General features: G+C 70.8%; 17 protein-coding genes. 12 read left to right on the forward strand and 5 right to left on the reverse strand.

Features of this window, described 5'->3' with window-relative positions; genetic code table 11:
• Positions 1 to 39: 39 nt before the first annotated feature.
• The 7 genes from EV683_RS01800 (at position 40) to moaC (ending at position 5902) form a co-directional block, all read left to right on the forward strand.
• Complete coding sequence (locus EV683_RS01800) at positions 40 to 951, forward strand: D-alanine--D-alanine ligase (RefSeq protein WP_131861553.1); 912 nt, start codon at positions 40 to 42, stop codon at positions 949 to 951.
• The gene (locus tag EV683_RS01805; RefSeq protein WP_131861555.1) at positions 941 to 1687 is read left to right on the forward strand and encodes a cell division protein FtsQ/DivIB; all 747 of its coding nucleotides are present in this window, start codon (positions 941 to 943) and stop codon (positions 1685 to 1687) included. The genes EV683_RS01800 and EV683_RS01805 overlap by 11 nt, the downstream gene beginning before the upstream one ends.
• Positions 1688 to 1710: 23 nt before the next feature.
• Positions 1711 to 2922 (forward strand): cell division protein FtsA, encoded by a 1212-nt coding sequence (gene ftsA / locus EV683_RS01810; protein ID WP_197457492.1) that lies wholly within the window; start codon positions 1711 to 1713, stop codon positions 2920 to 2922.
• Positions 2923 to 3022: 100 nt separating this feature from the next.
• The gene (ftsZ, locus tag EV683_RS01815; RefSeq protein ID WP_066614842.1) at positions 3023 to 4207 is read left to right on the forward strand and encodes a cell division protein FtsZ; all 1185 of its coding nucleotides are present in this window, start codon (positions 3023 to 3025) and stop codon (positions 4205 to 4207) included.
• 101 nt (positions 4208 to 4308) lie between these two features.
• Positions 4309 to 5220 carry a UDP-3-O-acyl-N-acetylglucosamine deacetylase gene (lpxC, locus tag EV683_RS01820; protein WP_165916774.1) on the forward strand — a complete coding sequence of 304 codons (912 nt, stop codon included), beginning with the start codon at positions 4309 to 4311 and terminating at the stop codon, positions 5218 to 5220.
• A gap of 9 nt (positions 5221 to 5229) precedes the next feature.
• Positions 5230 to 5412: a hypothetical protein gene (locus EV683_RS01825; protein WP_131861557.1), complete on the forward strand. Its 183-nt coding sequence runs from the start codon at positions 5230 to 5232 to the stop codon at positions 5410 to 5412.
• Between the two features lie 10 nt (positions 5413 to 5422).
• Positions 5423 to 5902, forward strand: a complete 480-nt coding sequence (moaC, locus tag EV683_RS01830; RefSeq protein ID WP_131861559.1) for a cyclic pyranopterin monophosphate synthase MoaC — start codon at positions 5423 to 5425, stop codon at positions 5900 to 5902.
• Between the two features lie 77 nt (positions 5903 to 5979).
• Here moaC and EV683_RS01835 read toward each other — a convergent pair whose 3' ends face one another.
• The 3 genes from EV683_RS01835 to EV683_RS01845 form a co-directional block, all read right to left on the reverse strand.
• Positions 5980 to 6870: a DMT family transporter gene (locus EV683_RS01835; protein ID WP_131861561.1), complete on the reverse strand. Its 891-nt coding sequence runs from the start codon at positions 6868 to 6870 to the stop codon at positions 5980 to 5982.
• Positions 6871 to 6975: 105 nt separating this feature from the next.
• A complete protein-coding gene (locus EV683_RS01840; RefSeq protein WP_131861563.1) occupies positions 6976 to 7491 on the reverse strand; it encodes a CNP1-like family protein in 516 nt (171 codons plus the stop codon).
• Positions 7488 to 8306, reverse strand: a complete 819-nt coding sequence (locus EV683_RS01845) for an NRDE family protein (protein WP_243694699.1) — start codon at positions 8304 to 8306, stop codon at positions 7488 to 7490. Before EV683_RS01845 ends, EV683_RS01840 begins: the two co-directional genes overlap by 4 nt.
• Positions 8307 to 8373: 67 nt before the next feature.
• Here EV683_RS01845 and EV683_RS01850 point away from each other — a divergent pair, with 67 nt between their 5' ends.
• The 4 genes from EV683_RS01850 (at position 8374) to EV683_RS01865 (ending at position 13965) form a co-directional block, all read left to right on the forward strand.
• The gene (locus EV683_RS01850; RefSeq protein WP_066614829.1) at positions 8374 to 8604 is read left to right on the forward strand and encodes a sulfurtransferase TusA family protein; all 231 of its coding nucleotides are present in this window, start codon (positions 8374 to 8376) and stop codon (positions 8602 to 8604) included.
• A gap of 28 nt (positions 8605 to 8632) precedes the next feature.
• Complete coding sequence (gene pyrC, locus EV683_RS01855; RefSeq protein WP_243694700.1) at positions 8633 to 9706, forward strand: dihydroorotase; 1074 nt, start codon at positions 8633 to 8635, stop codon at positions 9704 to 9706.
• Between the two features lie 141 nt (positions 9707 to 9847).
• Positions 9848 to 10912 (forward strand): efflux RND transporter periplasmic adaptor subunit, encoded by a 1065-nt coding sequence (locus EV683_RS01860; protein ID WP_131861565.1) that lies wholly within the window; start codon positions 9848 to 9850, stop codon positions 10910 to 10912.
• The gene (locus EV683_RS01865) at positions 10909 to 13965 is read left to right on the forward strand and encodes an efflux RND transporter permease subunit (protein WP_066614825.1); all 3057 of its coding nucleotides are present in this window, start codon (positions 10909 to 10911) and stop codon (positions 13963 to 13965) included. Before EV683_RS01860 ends, EV683_RS01865 begins: the two co-directional genes overlap by 4 nt.
• Before the next feature lie 101 nt (positions 13966 to 14066).
• Here EV683_RS01865 and EV683_RS01870 read toward each other — a convergent pair whose 3' ends face one another.
• Both EV683_RS01870 and EV683_RS01875 read right to left on the reverse strand, forming a co-directional pair.
• Positions 14067 to 14393 carry a hypothetical protein gene (locus tag EV683_RS01870; protein WP_066610140.1) on the reverse strand — a complete coding sequence of 109 codons (327 nt, stop codon included), beginning with the start codon at positions 14391 to 14393 and terminating at the stop codon, positions 14067 to 14069.
• 145 nt (positions 14394 to 14538) lie between these two features.
• Complete coding sequence (locus tag EV683_RS01875; RefSeq protein WP_131861567.1) at positions 14539 to 15309, reverse strand: TlyA family RNA methyltransferase; 771 nt, start codon at positions 15307 to 15309, stop codon at positions 14539 to 14541.
• A gap of 176 nt (positions 15310 to 15485) precedes the next feature.
• Here EV683_RS01875 and EV683_RS01880 point away from each other — a divergent pair, with 176 nt between their 5' ends.
• Positions 15486 to 16019 carry a YfaZ family outer membrane protein gene (locus EV683_RS01880; protein ID WP_066610144.1) on the forward strand — a complete coding sequence of 178 codons (534 nt, stop codon included), beginning with the start codon at positions 15486 to 15488 and terminating at the stop codon, positions 16017 to 16019.
• The last annotated feature ends 42 nt before the right edge of the window (positions 16020 to 16061 follow it).

Here is a 16061-nt window from a genome sequence, read left to right on the forward strand (position 1 = left end):
GTTGGCCGAGGGCCGGCCCGGAGCAGAAAGACAGAGAAGATGCAGCAGTTTGGCAAAGTGGCAGTGATGATGGGCGGCACCTCGGCGGAGCGCGAGGTGTCGCTGATGAGCGGCGGCGGCGTGCTGGCCGCGCTGCAGGCGCAGGGCGTCGACGCGCACGCCTTCGACCCGGCGGAAAAACCGCTGTCGGCGCTGAAGGACGAGGGCTTCGAGCGCGTGTTCATCGCGCTGCACGGCCCGTTCGGCGAGGACGGTACGCTGCAGGGCGCGCTCGAGACCATGGGCATCCCGTACACCGGCTGCGGCGTGATGGCGTCGGCGATCGGCATGGACAAGTGGCGCACCAAGCTGGTGTGGCAGGGCGCCGGTCTGCCGGTACCGGCCTTCCGCCTCTTGGACGACGCGACCGACTTCGACGCGGTCGAAAAAGAACTCGGCCTGCCGCTGTTCGTCAAACCGGCCACCGAGGGTTCGAGCATCGGCGTGACCAAGGTGAAGTCGCACGGCGAATTGCGCGCGGCGTTCGAAGAGGCGAAGCGCTACGACCCGATCGTGATCGCCGAAGCTTTCGTTGGCGGCGGCGAGTTCACCTGCGCCATCGTCGGCGACACGGTGCTGCCGACGATCAAGATCGAACCGGCGACCGAATTCTACGATTACGAGGCCAAATACTTCCGCGACGACACCGTTTACCGCTGTCCGAGCGGCCTGCCCGACGCGGTCGAACAAGAGGCGCGCGAGCTGGCGCGCAGCGCGTTCAAGGTGCTCGGCGGTCGCGGCTGGGGCCGGGTCGACTTCCTGATGGACGAAGCCGGCAAGATCTACCTGTTGGAGGTGAACACCGCACCGGGCATGACCAGCCACAGCCTGGTGCCGATGGCGGCGCGCGTCGCCGGCCTCAGCTACGAGGAGCTGTGCCTGACCATTCTCGGCATGGCCCATGTGGGATAACCATCGCGCGCTCGGGAGCCTGGCGAATTTCCTGCTGCTGGCGTCGCTGTTCATGCTGCTGTACGCCGGCGGCGTGTGGCTGGTGCACTCGCCGTGGTTTCCGGTGAAGAAGATCCAGATCGACGGCGCGCTCAGGAAGGTGACGCCGGAGCAGTTGAAGTACATCGCCGCGCACGAGCTGTCGGGCACCTTCTTCACGCTCGACATCGACAAGACCCGCGCGGCGTTCGAGAAGCTGCCGTGGGTGCGCGAGGCGCAGGTGCGGCGGCGCTGGCCGGACACGCTGGAGATCAGCGTCGTCGAGCACGAGGCGATGGCGCGCTGGGGCGGCAGCGGGTTGATCAGCACGCAGAGCGTGTGGTTCGACGCCGCCAGCGACGCGAAGCTGCCGGTGTTCTACGGGCCGCCCGGCAGCGAAAAGGAGATGGGCGCCATGCTCGGCCAACTGCGCGCGGCGCTGGCGCCGTCGGGCCTCAAGCCCGAGGTGCTGACGCTGTCGGCGCGGCGCGCGTGGCGCGTCGAGCTGGACAACGGCGTGAAGCTGGAATTGGGACGCGGCGACGTGCTGGCGCGCGCCGAGCGCTTCGCCCGCCACTGGAAGGGCTCGCTGGCGGCCCTGGGCTACCGCATCGAAACGGTGGACATGCGCTACCCGAACGGATTTGCCGTGCGGATCCCCGACTACAAGGGTGCTGCCGGCAAGAGGACACAAATAACGGCTGGAGCTACACGGTGAGCAAACCGAAGGAAAGCAAGAACATGCTGGTCGGGCTCGACATCGGCACGTCGAAGATCGTCGCGATCGTCGCCGAGGTACTCGACGAGGGCCGGCTCAACATCATCGGCATGGGGCAGACCGCGTCGCGCGGCCTCAAGCGTGGCATGGTGGTCAACATCGAATCGACGGTGCAGGCGATCCAGCGCGCGCTGGAAGAGGCCGAGCTGATGGCCGACTGCAAGATCAACGAGGTGTATACCGGCATCGCCGGCAGCCACATCAAGAGCACCAACTCGCACGGCATGGTCGCGATCAAGGACCGCGAGGTGACGCAGGCCGACATCGACCGCGTGATCGAGACCGCGCGCGCGGTGACCATTCCGCCCGACCACCAGGTGCTGCACATCCTGACGCAGGAATACAGCATCGACGGCCAGGAAGGCGTGCGCGAGCCGCTCGGCATGAGCGGCGTCAGGCTCGAGGCCCGCGTGCACATCGTCACCGGCGCGGTGTCCGCCGCGCAGAACGTCGCCAAGTGCGTGCGTCGCTGCGGCCTCGAGGTGTCCGACCTGGTGCTGCAGCCGATGGCGTCGGCGGTCGCGGTGCTGTCCGAGGACGAGAAGGATCTGGGCGTGTGCCTGATCGACATCGGCGGCGGCACGACCGACATCGCGGTCTACGTCGGCGGCGCGATCCGCCACACGGCGGTGATCCCGATCGCCGGCGACCAGATCACCAACGACATCGCGATGGCCTTGCGCACCCCGACCAAGGAGGCCGAGGACATCAAGATCCAGCACGGCGTCGCGTTGACCGCGCTGGCCGAGCCGAGCCAGATGATCGAGGTGCCGGGTGTCGGCGAGCGCGGCCCGCGCCAGATGTCGCGCGTCACGTTGGCCGAGGTGATCGAGCCGCGTGTCGAGGAGCTGTTCCAGCTGGTGCAGCAGGAGCTGCGCCGCTCCGGCTTCGAGGACATGCTGTCGTCGGGCATCGTGCTGACCGGCGGCGCCAGCCTGATGCCGGGCATGATGGAGCTGGCCGAGGAGGTGTTCCACATGCCGGTGCGCATCGGCGTGCCCAAGTACGTCGGCGGCCTGTCCGAGGTGGTGAAGAACCCGCGTTTCTCGACCGGCGTCGGCCTCTTGCTGTACGGTAAGGATCAATTGCAGACCCCGGTCGGCCACAAGGCCGAAGCCGGCAGCATCGGCTCGATGTTCGGCCGCATGAAGGCCTGGTTCGTCGGCAACTTCTGATCGCGCCGGCGGGCGTGGCCGGGCGCGGTGCCCGGCCGGCGGCGGCGTGTGTTCGCGTGATATCGGTAATTGAAGCAAGCTCGTCTTTGAGGAGAGAGAAATGAGCATGGTGTTCGAAGTGATGCAGGAGACGGCTTCCGAGGCCGTCATCAAGGTGATCGGCGTCGGCGGCGGTGGCTGCAACGCGATCGACAACATGGTCGAGGGCCACGTCGCCGGCGTCGAGTTCATCTGCGCCAACACCGACGCGCAGTCGCTCAAGCGCAACCGCGCGCCGATCCGTCTGCAACTGGGCCAGAACCTGACGCGCGGCCTCGGCGCCGGCGCCAACCCGGAGGTCGGTCGCAACGCCGCGCTCGAAGACCGCGAGCGCATCGCCGACGCGCTGCGCGGCGCGAACATGGTGTTCCTGACCGCCGGCATGGGCGGCGGCACCGGCACCGGCGCCGCGCCGGTCGTCGCCGAGGTGGCCAAGGAGCTGGGCATCCTGACCGTCGGCGTCGTCACCCGTCCGTTCGCGCACGAAGGCAAGCGCATGAAGGTCGCGCAGGCCGGCATCGACGAGCTGAAGAAGCACGTCGACTCGCTGATCGTGATCCCGAACGAGAAGCTGATGGAGGTGCTCGGCGAAGACGTCACCATGCGCGAAGCCTTCCGCGCCGCCGACGACGTGCTGCGCGGCGCCGTGGCCGGCATCGCCGAGGTGATCACCTGCCCGGGCCTGATCAACGTCGACTTCGCCGACGTGCGCACCGTGATGAGCGAGATGGGCCTGGCGATGATGGGCTCGTCGCACGCGGCCGGCATCGACCGCGCGCGCGTCGCCGCCGAACAGGCGGTGGCCAGCCCGCTGTTGGACAACATCACGCTGGACGGCGCGCGCGGCGTGCTGGTCAACATCTCGACCGCGCCGGGCTGCCTGAAGATGAGCGAGTACCGCGAGATCATGGGCATCATCCGCCAGTACGCCGACGAGGACGCGCAGATCAAGTTCGGCACCGCCGAGGTCGAGGGCATGTCCGAAGACACCATCCGCGTCACGCTGATCGCGACCGGCCTGGGCACCAAGAAGCCGCAGCGCGAGGAACGCCCGGAGTACATCAAGATCGTCAAGACCGGTACCGACGACCGCCCGGTCGACGTGCTGAACTACGACGAGTTCGAGGCGCCGGCGGTGGTGCGCCGCGCGCGCGGCGGCCGTCCGAGTGGCCCGGTCGACTTCTCCAACCCGGAGGTCAGCGACAGTTACGACATCCCGGCCTTCCTGCGCAAGCAGGCAGACTGATAGCGTAACGCTATAAACATTAACGGTTTAATCGATCAGGCGCGGTGGTGGCGTGTGCTAGAATCGGCGTCGACGACCTTGACCCGAACAGGTGGACCATGATCCTGCAGCGCACGCTGAAACAGCCGATCACGGCGACCGGAGTGGGACTGCATTCCGGCGAGCGGGTGAAACTCACCCTCTTGCCGGCGCCGCCCGACACCGGCATCGTGTTTCGCCGCACCGACCTGCCCGAAGCGGTGGATGTGAAAGTGCATCCGGCGCTCGTGAACGACACGCGACTCTCCTCCACGCTGGTGACCGACGCCGGCGTGCGCGTGGGCACGATCGAGCACCTGATGTCGGCGTTCGCCGGGCTGGGGCTGGACAACCTGATCGTCGAGGTGACGGCGGCGGAGATCCCGATCATGGACGGCTCCGCCGCGCCGTTCATTTTCCTGTTGCAGTCGGCCGGCATCGTCGAGCAGCCGGTGCCCAAGGCCTTCATCCGCGTGCTCAAACCGGTCGAGGTAGTCGAGGGCGACAAGTGGGTGCGGCTGGTGCCGCACGAGGGTTTCAAGGTCACGCTGTCGATCGAGTTCAACCACCCGGCGTTCAACCTCGCGCCGCAGACGGTCGAGATCGACTTCGCGCAGCGCTCCTACATCGACGAGATCGCGCGCGCGCGCACCTTCGGCTTCATGCACGAGGTCGAGTACATGCGCAAGAACGGCCTCGGCCTCGGCGGCAGCCTCGACAACGCGATCGTCATCGACGACGAATACGTGCTGAACCCCGAGGGCCTGCGCTTCCCGGACGAGTTCGTCCGCCACAAGATCCTCGACGCGATCGGCGACCTCTACGTCGTCGGCCATCCGCTGATCGCCGCCTTCTCGGGCCACAAGTCCGGCCACGCGCTGAACAACAAGCTGCTGCGCGAACTCTTGGCGCGTCCCGACTGCTACGAGGTCGTCCGCTTCGCCGACCCGGACGAGGCGCCGTCGAGCTTCCACCGGCTGCCCGTCGCGGCGTGAGGGGCGGCCATGCTGTGGCTGTTCCGGCTGTGGCTCGTCGTGCTCGCGCTGGTGCTCGGCTGGGCGCTGATCTGCTACGCGCTGACGCGCAACCGTGACTACCTGCGGCGCGCCGCCGTCGCGATCCGCTGGTCGGCCTACGTGGCCGGCCTGGTCGCGCTGTTCTGGCTGGCGCGCAACGTGCTTTTGTAAGGATATCCCCGTGTCGCAACTGACCCATTTCGACGAAGCCGGCCAGGCCCATATGGTCGACGTCGGCGCCAAGGCCGAGACCGCGCGCCGCGCCGTCGCCGAGGGCTGGATCCGCATGGAGCCGGCGACCTTCGCGCTGATCAAGGGCGGCGGCCACAAAAAGGGCGACGTGATCGGCATCGCGCGGCTGGCGGCGATCATGGCGAGCAAGAAAACCGGCGAGCTGATCCCGCTGTGCCACCCGATCGGGCTGACGCGCGTCGCGGTCGAGTTCGAGTTGGCCGAGGCCGACAGCGCGGTGCGCATCGAGGTGACCGCCGAGACGGTCGGCCGCACCGGCGTCGAGATGGAAGCGCTGACCGCGGTCAGCATCGGCCTCTTGACCATCTACGACATGTGCAAGGCGGTCGACCGCGGCATGACGATCGACGGCGTCAGGCTGCTGGAAAAGGAAGGCGGCAAGAGCGGGCACTGGCAGGCCGGCGCCTGAGGTAGCTGCGGAACGCGTACCAAAAAGCCTGGCCGGACCCTTCGGGGTCCGGCCAGGCTTTTTGGTGCGCGGCGCGTTCAGTCGCGCACGTCGGCCAGCCGCATCCGGCCGGCGTCGGCGTCGCGCGTGGTCAGCGCGACCGCCGACAGGATCAGCGCACCGCCGACGAACTGCGCGGCGGTCAGCGGTTCGCCGAGCACGGCGGCGGCCAGGAGCAGCGTGACCAGCGGCTCGACGGTCGACAGCAGCGAGGCGCGCGTCGCGCCGACCTTCGCCAGCCCGGCGAGGAAGGCGACGATGGCGGCGACGGTCGACACGAGCGCGAGCGCGAGCACCGCGCTCCACGCCGCCGGCGAGTCGGGCAGCCTGAAGCCCTGCCAGAGCAGCAGCGCACCGTTGCTCGCGGCGGCGGCGGCGATCACGACGAAGGCGCCGACCAGCGGGTGGACCCGGCCGGCCAGCCGGTCGCCGGCGACGATGTAGCCGGCGTAGCACAGCGCCGCGGCGGTGCCGAGCGCGAAGCCCAGCGGCAGGCCGGTCAGGTCGAGCCCGACGGTGGCCGCGAGGCCCGACAGCGCGAGCGCGAGCGCGAGGCTGCGGCGGCGCGTCAGCGCCTCGGCGTGCAGGCAGCGCGACAGCAGCACGACCAGCGCCGGGTACAGGTAGAGCAGCAGCGCGACCGTGCCGGCGGCGGCGTAGTCGAGCGCGGTGAAGTAGCACAGCGAGGCGAGCGCGTAGCCGGCGCCGCCCATCGCCGCCAGTTGCAGCGTGGTGCGCGCCGACGGCCACGGCAGGCGGCGCCAGGCGATCAGCGGCGCGAGCGCGAGCGCCGCGATCGCGAAACGCCAGAACAGCACCTGCGACGCGGACAGGCCGTGCTGGTAGGCGAGCTTGGCGAAGATCGCCATCGTGCCGAAGGCGGCGGCGGACAGCAGGATCTGGAGATGGCCGGTAAACAAGGGGGGCATGGCGCGCTAGTACATCGGGATGGATATCGTCCGATGATTCTGGGCGCGGCGGCGAGGACCGCCAAGCCGGGTTGCCCCCCAGTCGAGGGTCTTACCTGATGAGGCTCAGTCGGCGGCCTTCTTCAGCTGCGCGACCGCTTCCGCGGCCGACTTCGGCACCCAGTTGTCGGGGCAGACGATCGCGTGCAGCGCGCGGTGCAGCCGGTCGTCGAGCTCGATCTTGCCCCAGGCGGGCTTGAGCGACTCGATCCAGCGGCCGTTGATGGTGTCGCCGAAGGCGTAGCGCTTGAGCTCGCGCGTCTGGCAGCGCAAGCCCTCGACGCTGTCGTTCTTTGCGCCGGACGGGCTCTCGACGCGCAGCACGTAGCGCACCACGCCGTCGTCGCCGACCGTGAGCGTGCCGGCGTCGACGGCGCTCTTGTTCGGGTAGTCGCGGTGGACGAAGAAGGGCAGCCAGTCGCCGGTTTTCGGGTAGGCCGGCAGCGCGTAGCCGGACTCGACCCAAGGTTTGTCGACGTCGAAGGCGTAGTTGCTGTTGTAGCCGCGTCGCGTCTCGGCGTGCGCGGTCAGGGCGAGGCCGGCCAGGGCGGCGGCGATGAGCCAGGTCTTGCGTGTCGTCACGCGGTTCTCCTCGGGGCAAGGCGTAGGGTGTAGGCGACGCGTCCGGTCTCGCGGCCGGACGGGCCGAAGCTGCGCTCGGCGAAGTCGACGTCGCCGCGCGCGTGGGCGGCGAGCACCATCGAGGCGCGCGTGCCGTAGTCGCGACCGTGGATGAACACCGGCGACAGCATGCGCTCGAGCGCGAGGCCGACGCCGGTGTTGGGCAGCGCGTCGAGCGGCGCCTCGTCGCGGTCGGCGAGCCAGGCGAAGGCCTCGTCGCTCGACGGGCGGCGCCGGCAGGCGGCGAGACGCTCGGCCAACTTGTCGGTCTTGGGCCAGCGTGTGTCGAGCGTCGCGTTCGACAGTGTATGGATGCCGGGCGTGAGCCGCGCGAACGCGCCGGTCGCGCTGTGGAAGTGGTAGAGGTCGGAGACCTCGCCGAACAGCAGGTTGAACGGCGCGTAGTCGCCGCGGCGGGCCGCCAGCTCGGCGGCGAACTCGCGCGCGCTCATCGCACCGGTCACGAAGTCGCGCACCAGGTGGCCGCGCGAGACGCGGCCCGGCTGCGGGCGGCCGCTGCGGATATTGGTCAGCGCGGCCAAGCGTCCCTCGGCGCTGACCGCCAGCCAGCTGCCGCCGGCTTCGAGGTCGCGCCCGCCGAGCACGCCGGGCGCGTCCGGCCAGTAGCCCAGCGGCGCGGCCGCGCGCGCGTAGCGCTCGTCGCGGTTGGCGACGAGGAACAGCGGTCCGAGCGCGGGGCTCTTGTAGGCGAGGGCGATCACGCACATGGTCAGCGGGGCGCGCGCCGGAACGGCGGCGGCGGTACAATAAAGCATCGATTGTAACCCAAGCGCGCGGCCGCGCCTGCCCGGCGCCGCCGGCGTGCCGCTTCCGAAAGACCGCATGCAACTGGATAAACAGCTCGACCTGTCCGGCCTCAACTGCCCGCTGCCCATCCTGCGCGCCAAGAAGGCGCTCGCCGACATGACGAGCGGCCAGGTGCTCGAGGTGATCGCCACCGACCCGGGCGCGCCCAAGGATTTCGAGGCCTTCTGCCGCCAGACCGGCAACGGCCTGGTCGAATCGTCGACCACCGCCGAGGGCAAGTTCCGCCTGGTGCTGCGCCGCAAGTAATTCCCCATCCAAGACAAGGCAGATTTCCATGACCGACTACCGCAAGTTGGCCGAGCCGATGCCGGCCGGCGCCACGCTGACCCTCCGCCGCCCCGACGACTGGCACCTGCACCTCAGGGACGGCGACGCGCTCGCCGCCGTCGTGCCGGCCACCGCGCGCCAGATGGGCCGCGCGATCGTGATGCCTAACCTGAAGCCGCCGGTGACCACCGTCGAGCTGGCTGCCGCCTACCGCGAACGCATCCTCGCCGCCCGTCCGGCCGGCTCGGGCTTTGAGCCGCTGATGACGCTGTACCTGACCGACAACACCGCGCCCGAGGAAATCCGGAAGGCCAAGGCTTCCGGCTTCGTGCACGGCGTCAAGCTGTATCCTGCCGGCGCCACCACCAACTCCGACGCCGGCGTGACCAGCCTAGCCAAGGCGATGCCGGCGCTCGAGGCGATGGCCGAGGTCGGTCTGCCGCTGCTGGTGCACGGCGAGGTCACCCACGGCGAGATCGATATCTTCGACCGCGAGGCGGTGTTCATCGAGACGGTGTTCCAGCCGCTTCTGGCGAGCCTGCCGGAACTGCGTGTGGTGATGGAGCACATCACCACCCGCCAGGCGGCCGAATTCGTCGCCGAGGCCCCGGCCAACGTCGCGGCGACCATCACCGCGCACCACCTGTTGCTCAACCGCAACGCGATGCTGGTCGGCGGCATCCGTCCGCACTACTACTGCCTGCCGATCCTCAAGCGCGAAAGCCACCGCGAGGCGCTGCTGAAGGCGGCGACCTCGGGCTCGGCCAAGTTCTTCCTCGGCACCGACAGCGCGCCGCACCCGAAGGGCGCCAAGGAGTCGGCGTGCGGCTGCGCCGGCCTCTACACCGCGCACGCGGCGATCGAGCTGTACGCCGAGGCCTTCGAGTCGGTCGGCGCGCTCGACAAGCTCGAGGCCTTCGCCAGCCTGAACGGCCCGGCCTTCTACGGCCTGCCGGTCAACGCCGACACCGTCACGCTGGTCAAGGAAGACTGGTACGTGCCGCACACCGTCGCCTTCGGCGAGACCGAGCTGGTGCCGATGCGCGCCGGCGAGCCGGTGCGCTGGAAGCTCAAGGACTGAGTCCTCCCGCCGTCTTCCGCGACGCCCGGCCTGGCCGGGCGTCGTCGCGTCGGCCGGCGCTTTTGTAAACCGTTCGTGAACGGGCGGAACGCTGCCCCGCCCGGTACGGTCTTTTCCTCATCGTTTTCGCCCCTGTCCGCCATGCGTTCCATTCTGCTGCTTCTCTTGCCCCTCGCCGTCGCCGCCTGCTCCAAGGGCGACGCCGCCAGGAAACCCGCCGGCCCGCCGGCGGTGACCGTCTCGGTCGCGCGCGCCGCGCCGGCCGAGCTGGTCGACACGGCGCGCGCCTACGCCGAGGTCGAGTCGGGCAACGCGCCCGAGGTCGCCGCCGAGGTCGCCGGCCGCGTGCTGGCGATCGTCGTCAAGGAAGGGCAAGCGGTCGCCGCCGGCGCGCCGCTGGCCCGGCTCGAGGCGGCCGACCTCGCCGACGCGCGCCGCGCGGCCGACGCCGAGGTCGCGCGGCTCTCGGCGCTCGCCGCGCAGGCCGGCGCCCAGTTCCGTCGCGACCAGTCGCTCGAGCGGCAGGGCTTCATCTCGCCGGCCGCGCTCGACAAGAGCCGCGCCGAGCTAGCCGCGCTGAACGCGCAGCTGGCCGCCGCGCGCGCCGAGGCGCAGCAGCGCGCGCGCGACGCCGCGCGCGCCTGGGTGCGCGCGCCGCTGGCCGGCGTGGTCGAGGAGAAGTTCGTCAACGTCGGCGACTACGTGCCCGCCGGCAAGGCGCTGTTCCGCGTCGCAGGCGACGGCGCGGCGCGCGTGAAGTTCGCGCTCGCCGGCGAGGCCGGCGAGCGGCTCGCCGTCGGCCAGACGGTGCGCGTCGACGGCCGCGACGGCGCGGGGCACGTGGTCGCGCTGGCCAGCACGCTCGACGCGGCCAGCCGTGCGCGCGTCGCCTACGCCGAGTTTCCGGCGCTGCCGCTGCGCGTCGGCGAGGCGCTGAACGTGGTGGTCGAGCTGTCGCGTCGCCGCGCGCTCGCGGTGCCGGCCGGCGCGCTGGTCGACCGGCCCAAGGGCCGCGTCGCCTTCGTCGTCGACGGCGAGACGGCGCGCGAGGTCAGGGTGACGACCGGCCTGGCCGCCGACGGCCGCGTCGAGGTGCTCGCCGGGCTCAAGGCCGGCGACACGGTCGCCGTCGACGGCGCCGGCTTTCTCGCCGACAAGGCCCGCGTGAAGCTGGCCGAGCCGGCCCGGGCGGAGGGCGGCGCGTGAACGCGGTTTCCCTGTTCATCCACCGCCACGTGCTCGCCTTCGTGCTGTCGGCGGTGGTGGTGATCTTCGGCGTCGTCGCCTACCAGCGTATCGGCGTCGACCGCTACCCGGCGATCGAGCAGCCGCAGGTGTCGGTGTCGACCACGCTGGCCGGCGCGACGCCCGACGTGATCGACCAGAGCGTCACGCAGGTGATCGAGAGCGCGGTCAACAGCGTGCCCGGCGTCGACATCCTGCAGTCGAGCTCGGCGCCCGGCCGCTCGACGGTGACCATCGTGTTCACGCTCGACAAGAACATCGACGTCGCCTTCAACGAGGTGCAGACCAAGCTCGAGACCGCGCGGCGTCGCCTGCCCGACGAGGCCGACCCGCCGGTGGTCACCAAGGCCGACAGCTCGGCCGCGCCGATACTGTGGCTGACGCTGACCGGCGAGCGCACCGAGCGCGACCTGTACCGCTACGCGAACAACGTGGTCAAGAAGCAGCTCGAGACCATAGACGGCGTCGGCGCGGTCAACGTGCGCGGCCGCGGCCAGCGCGTGATCCGCGTCGAGGTCGACCCGCTGCGGCTGGCCGGCCACCGGCTGACCGCCTCGGACGTCGAGGCGGCGATCCGCCGCGAGCATCGCCAGGAGGCCGGCGGCATCCTGACCGCCGGTCCGCGCGAGTACCTGATCGACCTGGACGCCGAGTTCCATTCCGTCGCCGCGCTCGAGGGCCTGGTCGTCGGCTGGCAGGGTCAGGCGCCGGTCAAGCTGGCCGACGTCGCGCGCGTCATCGACGGCGAGGGCGACCTCAGAAGCTTCACGCGGCTGAACGGCACGCCGGCGGTGAGCATCGGCATCGTGCGCATCCCGAACACCAACACGGTGGCGATCGCCGGCGAGGTGCTAAGAAGGCTGGACGCCCAGATCCGCCCCAGCCTGCCGCCGGGCATGACGCTGACCGTCGCGTCGAACACCGCGACCTTCATCAACGAGATGGTCGGCGCGCTCAAGGACCACCTGTTCGAGGGCACGCTGCTGGCGGCGCTGGTGGTGTGGGCCTTCCTGCGCAACGCGCGCGCGACGGTGATCGTCGCCACCGCGATCCCGGTGTCGCTGTTGGGCGCGGTCGCGCTGATGTACTTCCTCGGCTACACCTTCAACACCATCACGCTGTTGGCGCTGCTGCTGTTGATCGGCGTGGTGGTCGACGACGCGATCGTCGTGCTCGAGGCGATCCACCGCCGCGAGGAGGGCGGAGAGGCGCCGCTGGCCGCCGCCGAGCACGGCACGCGCGAGGTGGTGTTCGCCGTCGTCGCGGCGACGCTGTCGCTGGTCGCGATCTTCCTGCCGGTGGTATTCCTGTCCAGCACCGTCGGTCGGCTGTTCAACGCCTTCGCGATCGTGGTGTCGTTCGGCGTGCTGGTGTCGCTGTTCGTGTCGGTGACGCTGACGCCGATGCTGTGCTCGCGCTTTCTGAAGGCGGCGCCGAGCCACGGCCGCGTCTACCGCTGGTTCGAGCGCCAGTTCGTGCGGCTCGAGGACGGTTACCGGCGCGCGCTGGCCTGGTCGCTCGGCCACCGCCGGGCGGTGCTCGCCGGCAGCCTCGTGCTCGCGGTCGCCAGCCTCGGCATCGTCGCGCTGATGAAGACCGAGTTCTACCCGGAGGAGGACGAGGGCCGTTTCCTCGTGCAGCTGAGGACGCCGGTCGGCTCCAGCGTCGGCTACACCGACGGGCGGGCGCGCGCGGTCGAGGCCGAGCTGGCCAAGGTGCCCGAGATCCAGCGCGTGCTGACCATCGTCGGCGGCTTCGCCGGCAACAGCGCGACGCAGACGACCTTCGTCGTCGGCCTGTCGCCGCGCGGCGAGCGCGAGCGTTCGCAGGGCGAGCTGATCGGCGAATTGCGCCGCCGCCTGTCGGCGGTGCCGGGGGCGCGCGTGTCGGCCTTTCCCTTCCCGCGCGCCGGCGAGAGCCGCGGCGGCAAGCTGAAGTTCGCCGTGGTCGGTCCCGAGCAGACGGTCGCCGCGCGCGCGGCCGACGCGCTGGCGGCGCGGCTGTCGGCGGTGCCGGGCATCGGCCGGCTCGACGCCGAGAGCGAGGCCAGCCAGCCGATGCTGTCGGTGACGGTGCGGCGCGAGGCGGCCGCGCGGCTGGGGCTGTCGACGCAGGACGTGCTGTCGGCGCTCAAGCTGCTGACCGCCGGCGCCAACGTCGCGCGCTTCTCGGACGGCGACGGCGAGCGCTACGACATCCGCGTCAAGGCGGCCGACGCCACGCTGAGCCGCGCGGCCGACCTCGGGTCGGTCTACCTGCGCGCGCCGGGCGGCGCGCTGGTGCCGCTCGCAAGCGTCGCCGACGTGAAGACGACGCTCGGCCCGTCGCAGATCGACCGCCTCGGCCTGATGTACGCGGTCAGCCTGTCGGCCAGCCCCGAGCAGACGCTGGGCGAGGCGATGGCGATCGTGCGCGAGACGGCGGCCGGCGCGCTGCCGCCGGGCTACCGGATCGAGTTCCTCGGCGAGGGAAGGGAACTGGCGCGCACCGGCGGCGAGCTGTTCTTCGTGCTGGCGCTCTCCAGCCTGATGCTCTACCTGATCCTCGCCGCGCAGTTCAACAGCTTCGTGCAGCCGGCGATCATCATGTTGGCCGAGCCTTTGGCGGTGGTCGGCGGCCTGTTCGCGTTGTGGGCGGCCGGGCAGAGCCTCAACGTCTACTCGGCGATCGGCCTGGTGCTGCTGATCGGCCTGGTCGCCAAGAACGCGATCCTGCTGGTCGACGTCACCAACCAGTACCGCGCGCGCGGCCTGGCGATCGACGAGGCCTTGTCGCAAAGCTGCCCGGTGCGGCTGCGGCCGGTGCTGATGACGTCGCTGACCGTGGTGCTGGCGATGCTGCCGGCCGCGCTCGGCTTCGGCGCCGGCGCCGAGACCAACGGCCCGCTGGCGATCGCGGTGATCGGCGGCATGGTCAGCTCGACCGCGCTGACGCTGCTGGTGATCCCGTGCGCGTACTCGCTGGTCGAGGGCGCGCTGGCGCGCCGCCGCGCGGTCGCGGTGCAGCAGGGCTGAACGCGGCGCGCAAGCAAACGGCTCGGCCAACCTCTTCCGGGTTGGCCGAGCCGTTTTGCCGTCGGGACGGTGCAGCCGGTCGTAAGGTCGCGAACCGCGGCTCAGGCGGTTTCGCGCGCGCGCCGCTCGAGCCGGCGCGCGAGGCGCTCGATCGCCTCGTCGCGGCGCAGCAGCGGGTCGTGGCGCTGCTCGGCGACGATCCACTGCTCGACGCGCTGGCGGTCGCCGTGCGCGGCTTTCAACAGTTGGCCGAAGGCGGCGCCGGTCAGGTGGCTCTGCGCCTCGACGGCGCGCACCTGGGTTTGCGGCGCGTAGGGGACGGCCTCGCGCGGCGGCGCGGCCGGCTTCGAATGGGCGCGGTGGTGGCGCAATAGCCACAGGCCGGCGCCGAGGCCGAGCAGCGCGAGGAGGATCAGGAAAACGGTCATGGCGTCGGGACTCCCTGTGCGGCGGGTGGACGGACGCCCGGCGACGGCGCCGCCTGCGCGGCGGCGTTCAGCATGGCGGGAACGGGCGGCACCGTCTCCGGCGCAAAGATGGAAGTGTAAAACAGCGGCGCAAAAAACGCATTTGTCATTGTTGTGCCGCGCCGCTGCGCGCGAACACGAAGAACTCGCGGTTGCCGTCGCCGCCCTTGATCGGGCTGTCGAACCAGGCGAGCGGGCGGGCGGACAGCTCGACGAGGGCATCCTCGATCTTGCGGCGCACCAGCGGGTAGAGCGCCGGGTCGCGCACCAGGCCGCCGCGACCGACGCCGGCGCGACCGACCTCGAACTGCGGTTTGACGAGGCTCAACAGGTGGCCGCCCGGCCGCACCAGCGGCAGCGCCGACGGCAGCACCAGCGTCAGCGAGATGAACGACACGTCGCACACCATCAGGTCGAACGGCTGCCCGCCGTTGGCGGCGAGGATGGTCGCCGCGTCGAGCGCGCGCGCGTTGACGCCCTCGAACAGCGTCACGCGCGCGTCCTCGGCCAACCTCGCCGCGAGCTGGCCGTGGCCGACGTCGACGCCGACCACGCGCGCGGCGCCCGCCTGCAACAGGCAGTCGGTGAAGCCGCCGGTCGAGATGCCGACGTCGAGCACCGAAAGGCCCGCTACGTCGAGGCCGGCCTCCTGCAACGCGCCCTCCATCTTCAGCCCGCCGCGCGACACGTAGCGGTCGGACGGGTCCGGCGCGACGGCCAGTTCGGCGTCGGGCGCGAGCTTCAGGCTCGATTTGGCGACCGGGCGCGCGCGGCCGGCTTCGAGCACGGTCACGCGGCCGGCGTCGATCAGGTTCTGGGCGGCGGTGCGGCTGGCGGCGAGGCCGCGTTCGACGAGGAGCAGGTCGGCGCGTTGCATGGGAAACTTCGGCGGGCGGAAAAACCCGCTAGCGTGGCGGCTCGGCCGGACGCTGTCAACCCTTTGCCGATCAAGCACTTGGCGCGCGCGGCGCGCGGCGGATCGCGTCGCCGGCGGCGAACTTGTGTAAGATGCCGGCGAACCACGCTTTTCGTCCCATCGATAAGGAAACCCGCATGCGAGCCCGACTGCTGATCGCCTCCGCCCTCCTGTCCACCGCCGCCGCCGCGCAGGCCGGCACGCTGACGCTCGGCGCCGGCGAGGACTTCGTCCACTTCAACCGCACGCCGAGCGGCGTCGGCCCCGGCATCACGCTCGACTACCTGAAGCGCGACGGCGGCGACTCGGCCGGCGGCGCCGGTCTCGACTTCGCGCTGCCGGCCGGCCCGGTCACGTTGGCCGTCGGCGCCAAGGGCCTGGCGATCGACAGCGACGCCGGTTCGGCCAGCGCCGGCCTCGTCGGCGCCCGCGTCCACGTCGAGCTGCCGGCCGGCTTCGCGCTGTTCGGCCAGGCCTACCACGCGCCCGAGAGCGCCGCCAGCGGCAGCGTGAAGTCGGTCAACGACCACACCGCCGGCGTGCGCTGGCAGCCGCTGCCGCTGGTCTCGCTCGAGGCCGGCTACCGCTACTTCCGCATCAAGCGCGAAGACGCCGCGCGCAGCCGCACGTTGGCCGACGGTGCCTACCTCGGCGCCGGCCTGGCGTTCTGAGCCGCCCGCCCGGGCAAGAAAAAGCCGCCCCACGGGGCGGCT

Source organism: Crenobacter luteus (assembly GCF_004345725.1).
GTDB classification, from domain to species: Bacteria; Pseudomonadota; Gammaproteobacteria; order Burkholderiales; family Chromobacteriaceae; genus Crenobacter; species Crenobacter luteus.

What these genes read in the sequence shown, in the direction of transcription:
- EV683_RS01800 (WP_131861553.1), top strand. Translation starts at nt 40, where the DNA reads ATGCAGCAGTTTGGCAAAGTGGCAGTGATGATGGGCGGCACCTCGGCG.
- EV683_RS01805 (WP_131861555.1), top strand. Translation starts at nt 941, where the DNA reads ATGTGGGATAACCATCGCGCGCTCGGGAGCCTGGCGAATTTCCTGCTG.
- ftsA (WP_197457492.1), top strand. Translation starts at nt 1,711, where the DNA reads ATGCTGGTCGGGCTCGACATCGGCACGTCGAAGATCGTCGCGATCGTC.
- ftsZ (WP_066614842.1), top strand. Translation starts at nt 3,023, where the DNA reads ATGAGCATGGTGTTCGAAGTGATGCAGGAGACGGCTTCCGAGGCCGTC.
- EV683_RS01825 (WP_131861557.1), top strand. Translation starts at nt 5,230, where the DNA reads ATGCTGTGGCTGTTCCGGCTGTGGCTCGTCGTGCTCGCGCTGGTGCTC.
- EV683_RS01835 (WP_131861561.1), bottom strand. Translation starts at nt 6,870, where the DNA reads ATGCCCCCCTTGTTTACCGGCCATCTCCAGATCCTGCTGTCCGCCGCC.
- EV683_RS01845 (WP_243694699.1), bottom strand. Translation starts at nt 8,306, where the DNA reads ATGCTTTATTGTACCGCCGCCGCCGTTCCGGCGCGCGCCCCGCTGACC.
- EV683_RS01850 (WP_066614829.1), top strand. Translation starts at nt 8,374, where the DNA reads ATGCAACTGGATAAACAGCTCGACCTGTCCGGCCTCAACTGCCCGCTG.
- pyrC (WP_243694700.1), top strand. Translation starts at nt 8,633, where the DNA reads ATGACCGACTACCGCAAGTTGGCCGAGCCGATGCCGGCCGGCGCCACG.
- EV683_RS01860 (WP_131861565.1), top strand. Translation starts at nt 9,848, where the DNA reads ATGCGTTCCATTCTGCTGCTTCTCTTGCCCCTCGCCGTCGCCGCCTGC.
- EV683_RS01870 (WP_066610140.1), bottom strand. Translation starts at nt 14,393, where the DNA reads ATGACCGTTTTCCTGATCCTCCTCGCGCTGCTCGGCCTCGGCGCCGGC.
- EV683_RS01875 (WP_131861567.1), bottom strand. Translation starts at nt 15,309, where the DNA reads ATGCAACGCGCCGACCTGCTCCTCGTCGAACGCGGCCTCGCCGCCAGC.
- EV683_RS01880 (WP_066610144.1), top strand. Translation starts at nt 15,486, where the DNA reads ATGCGAGCCCGACTGCTGATCGCCTCCGCCCTCCTGTCCACCGCCGCC.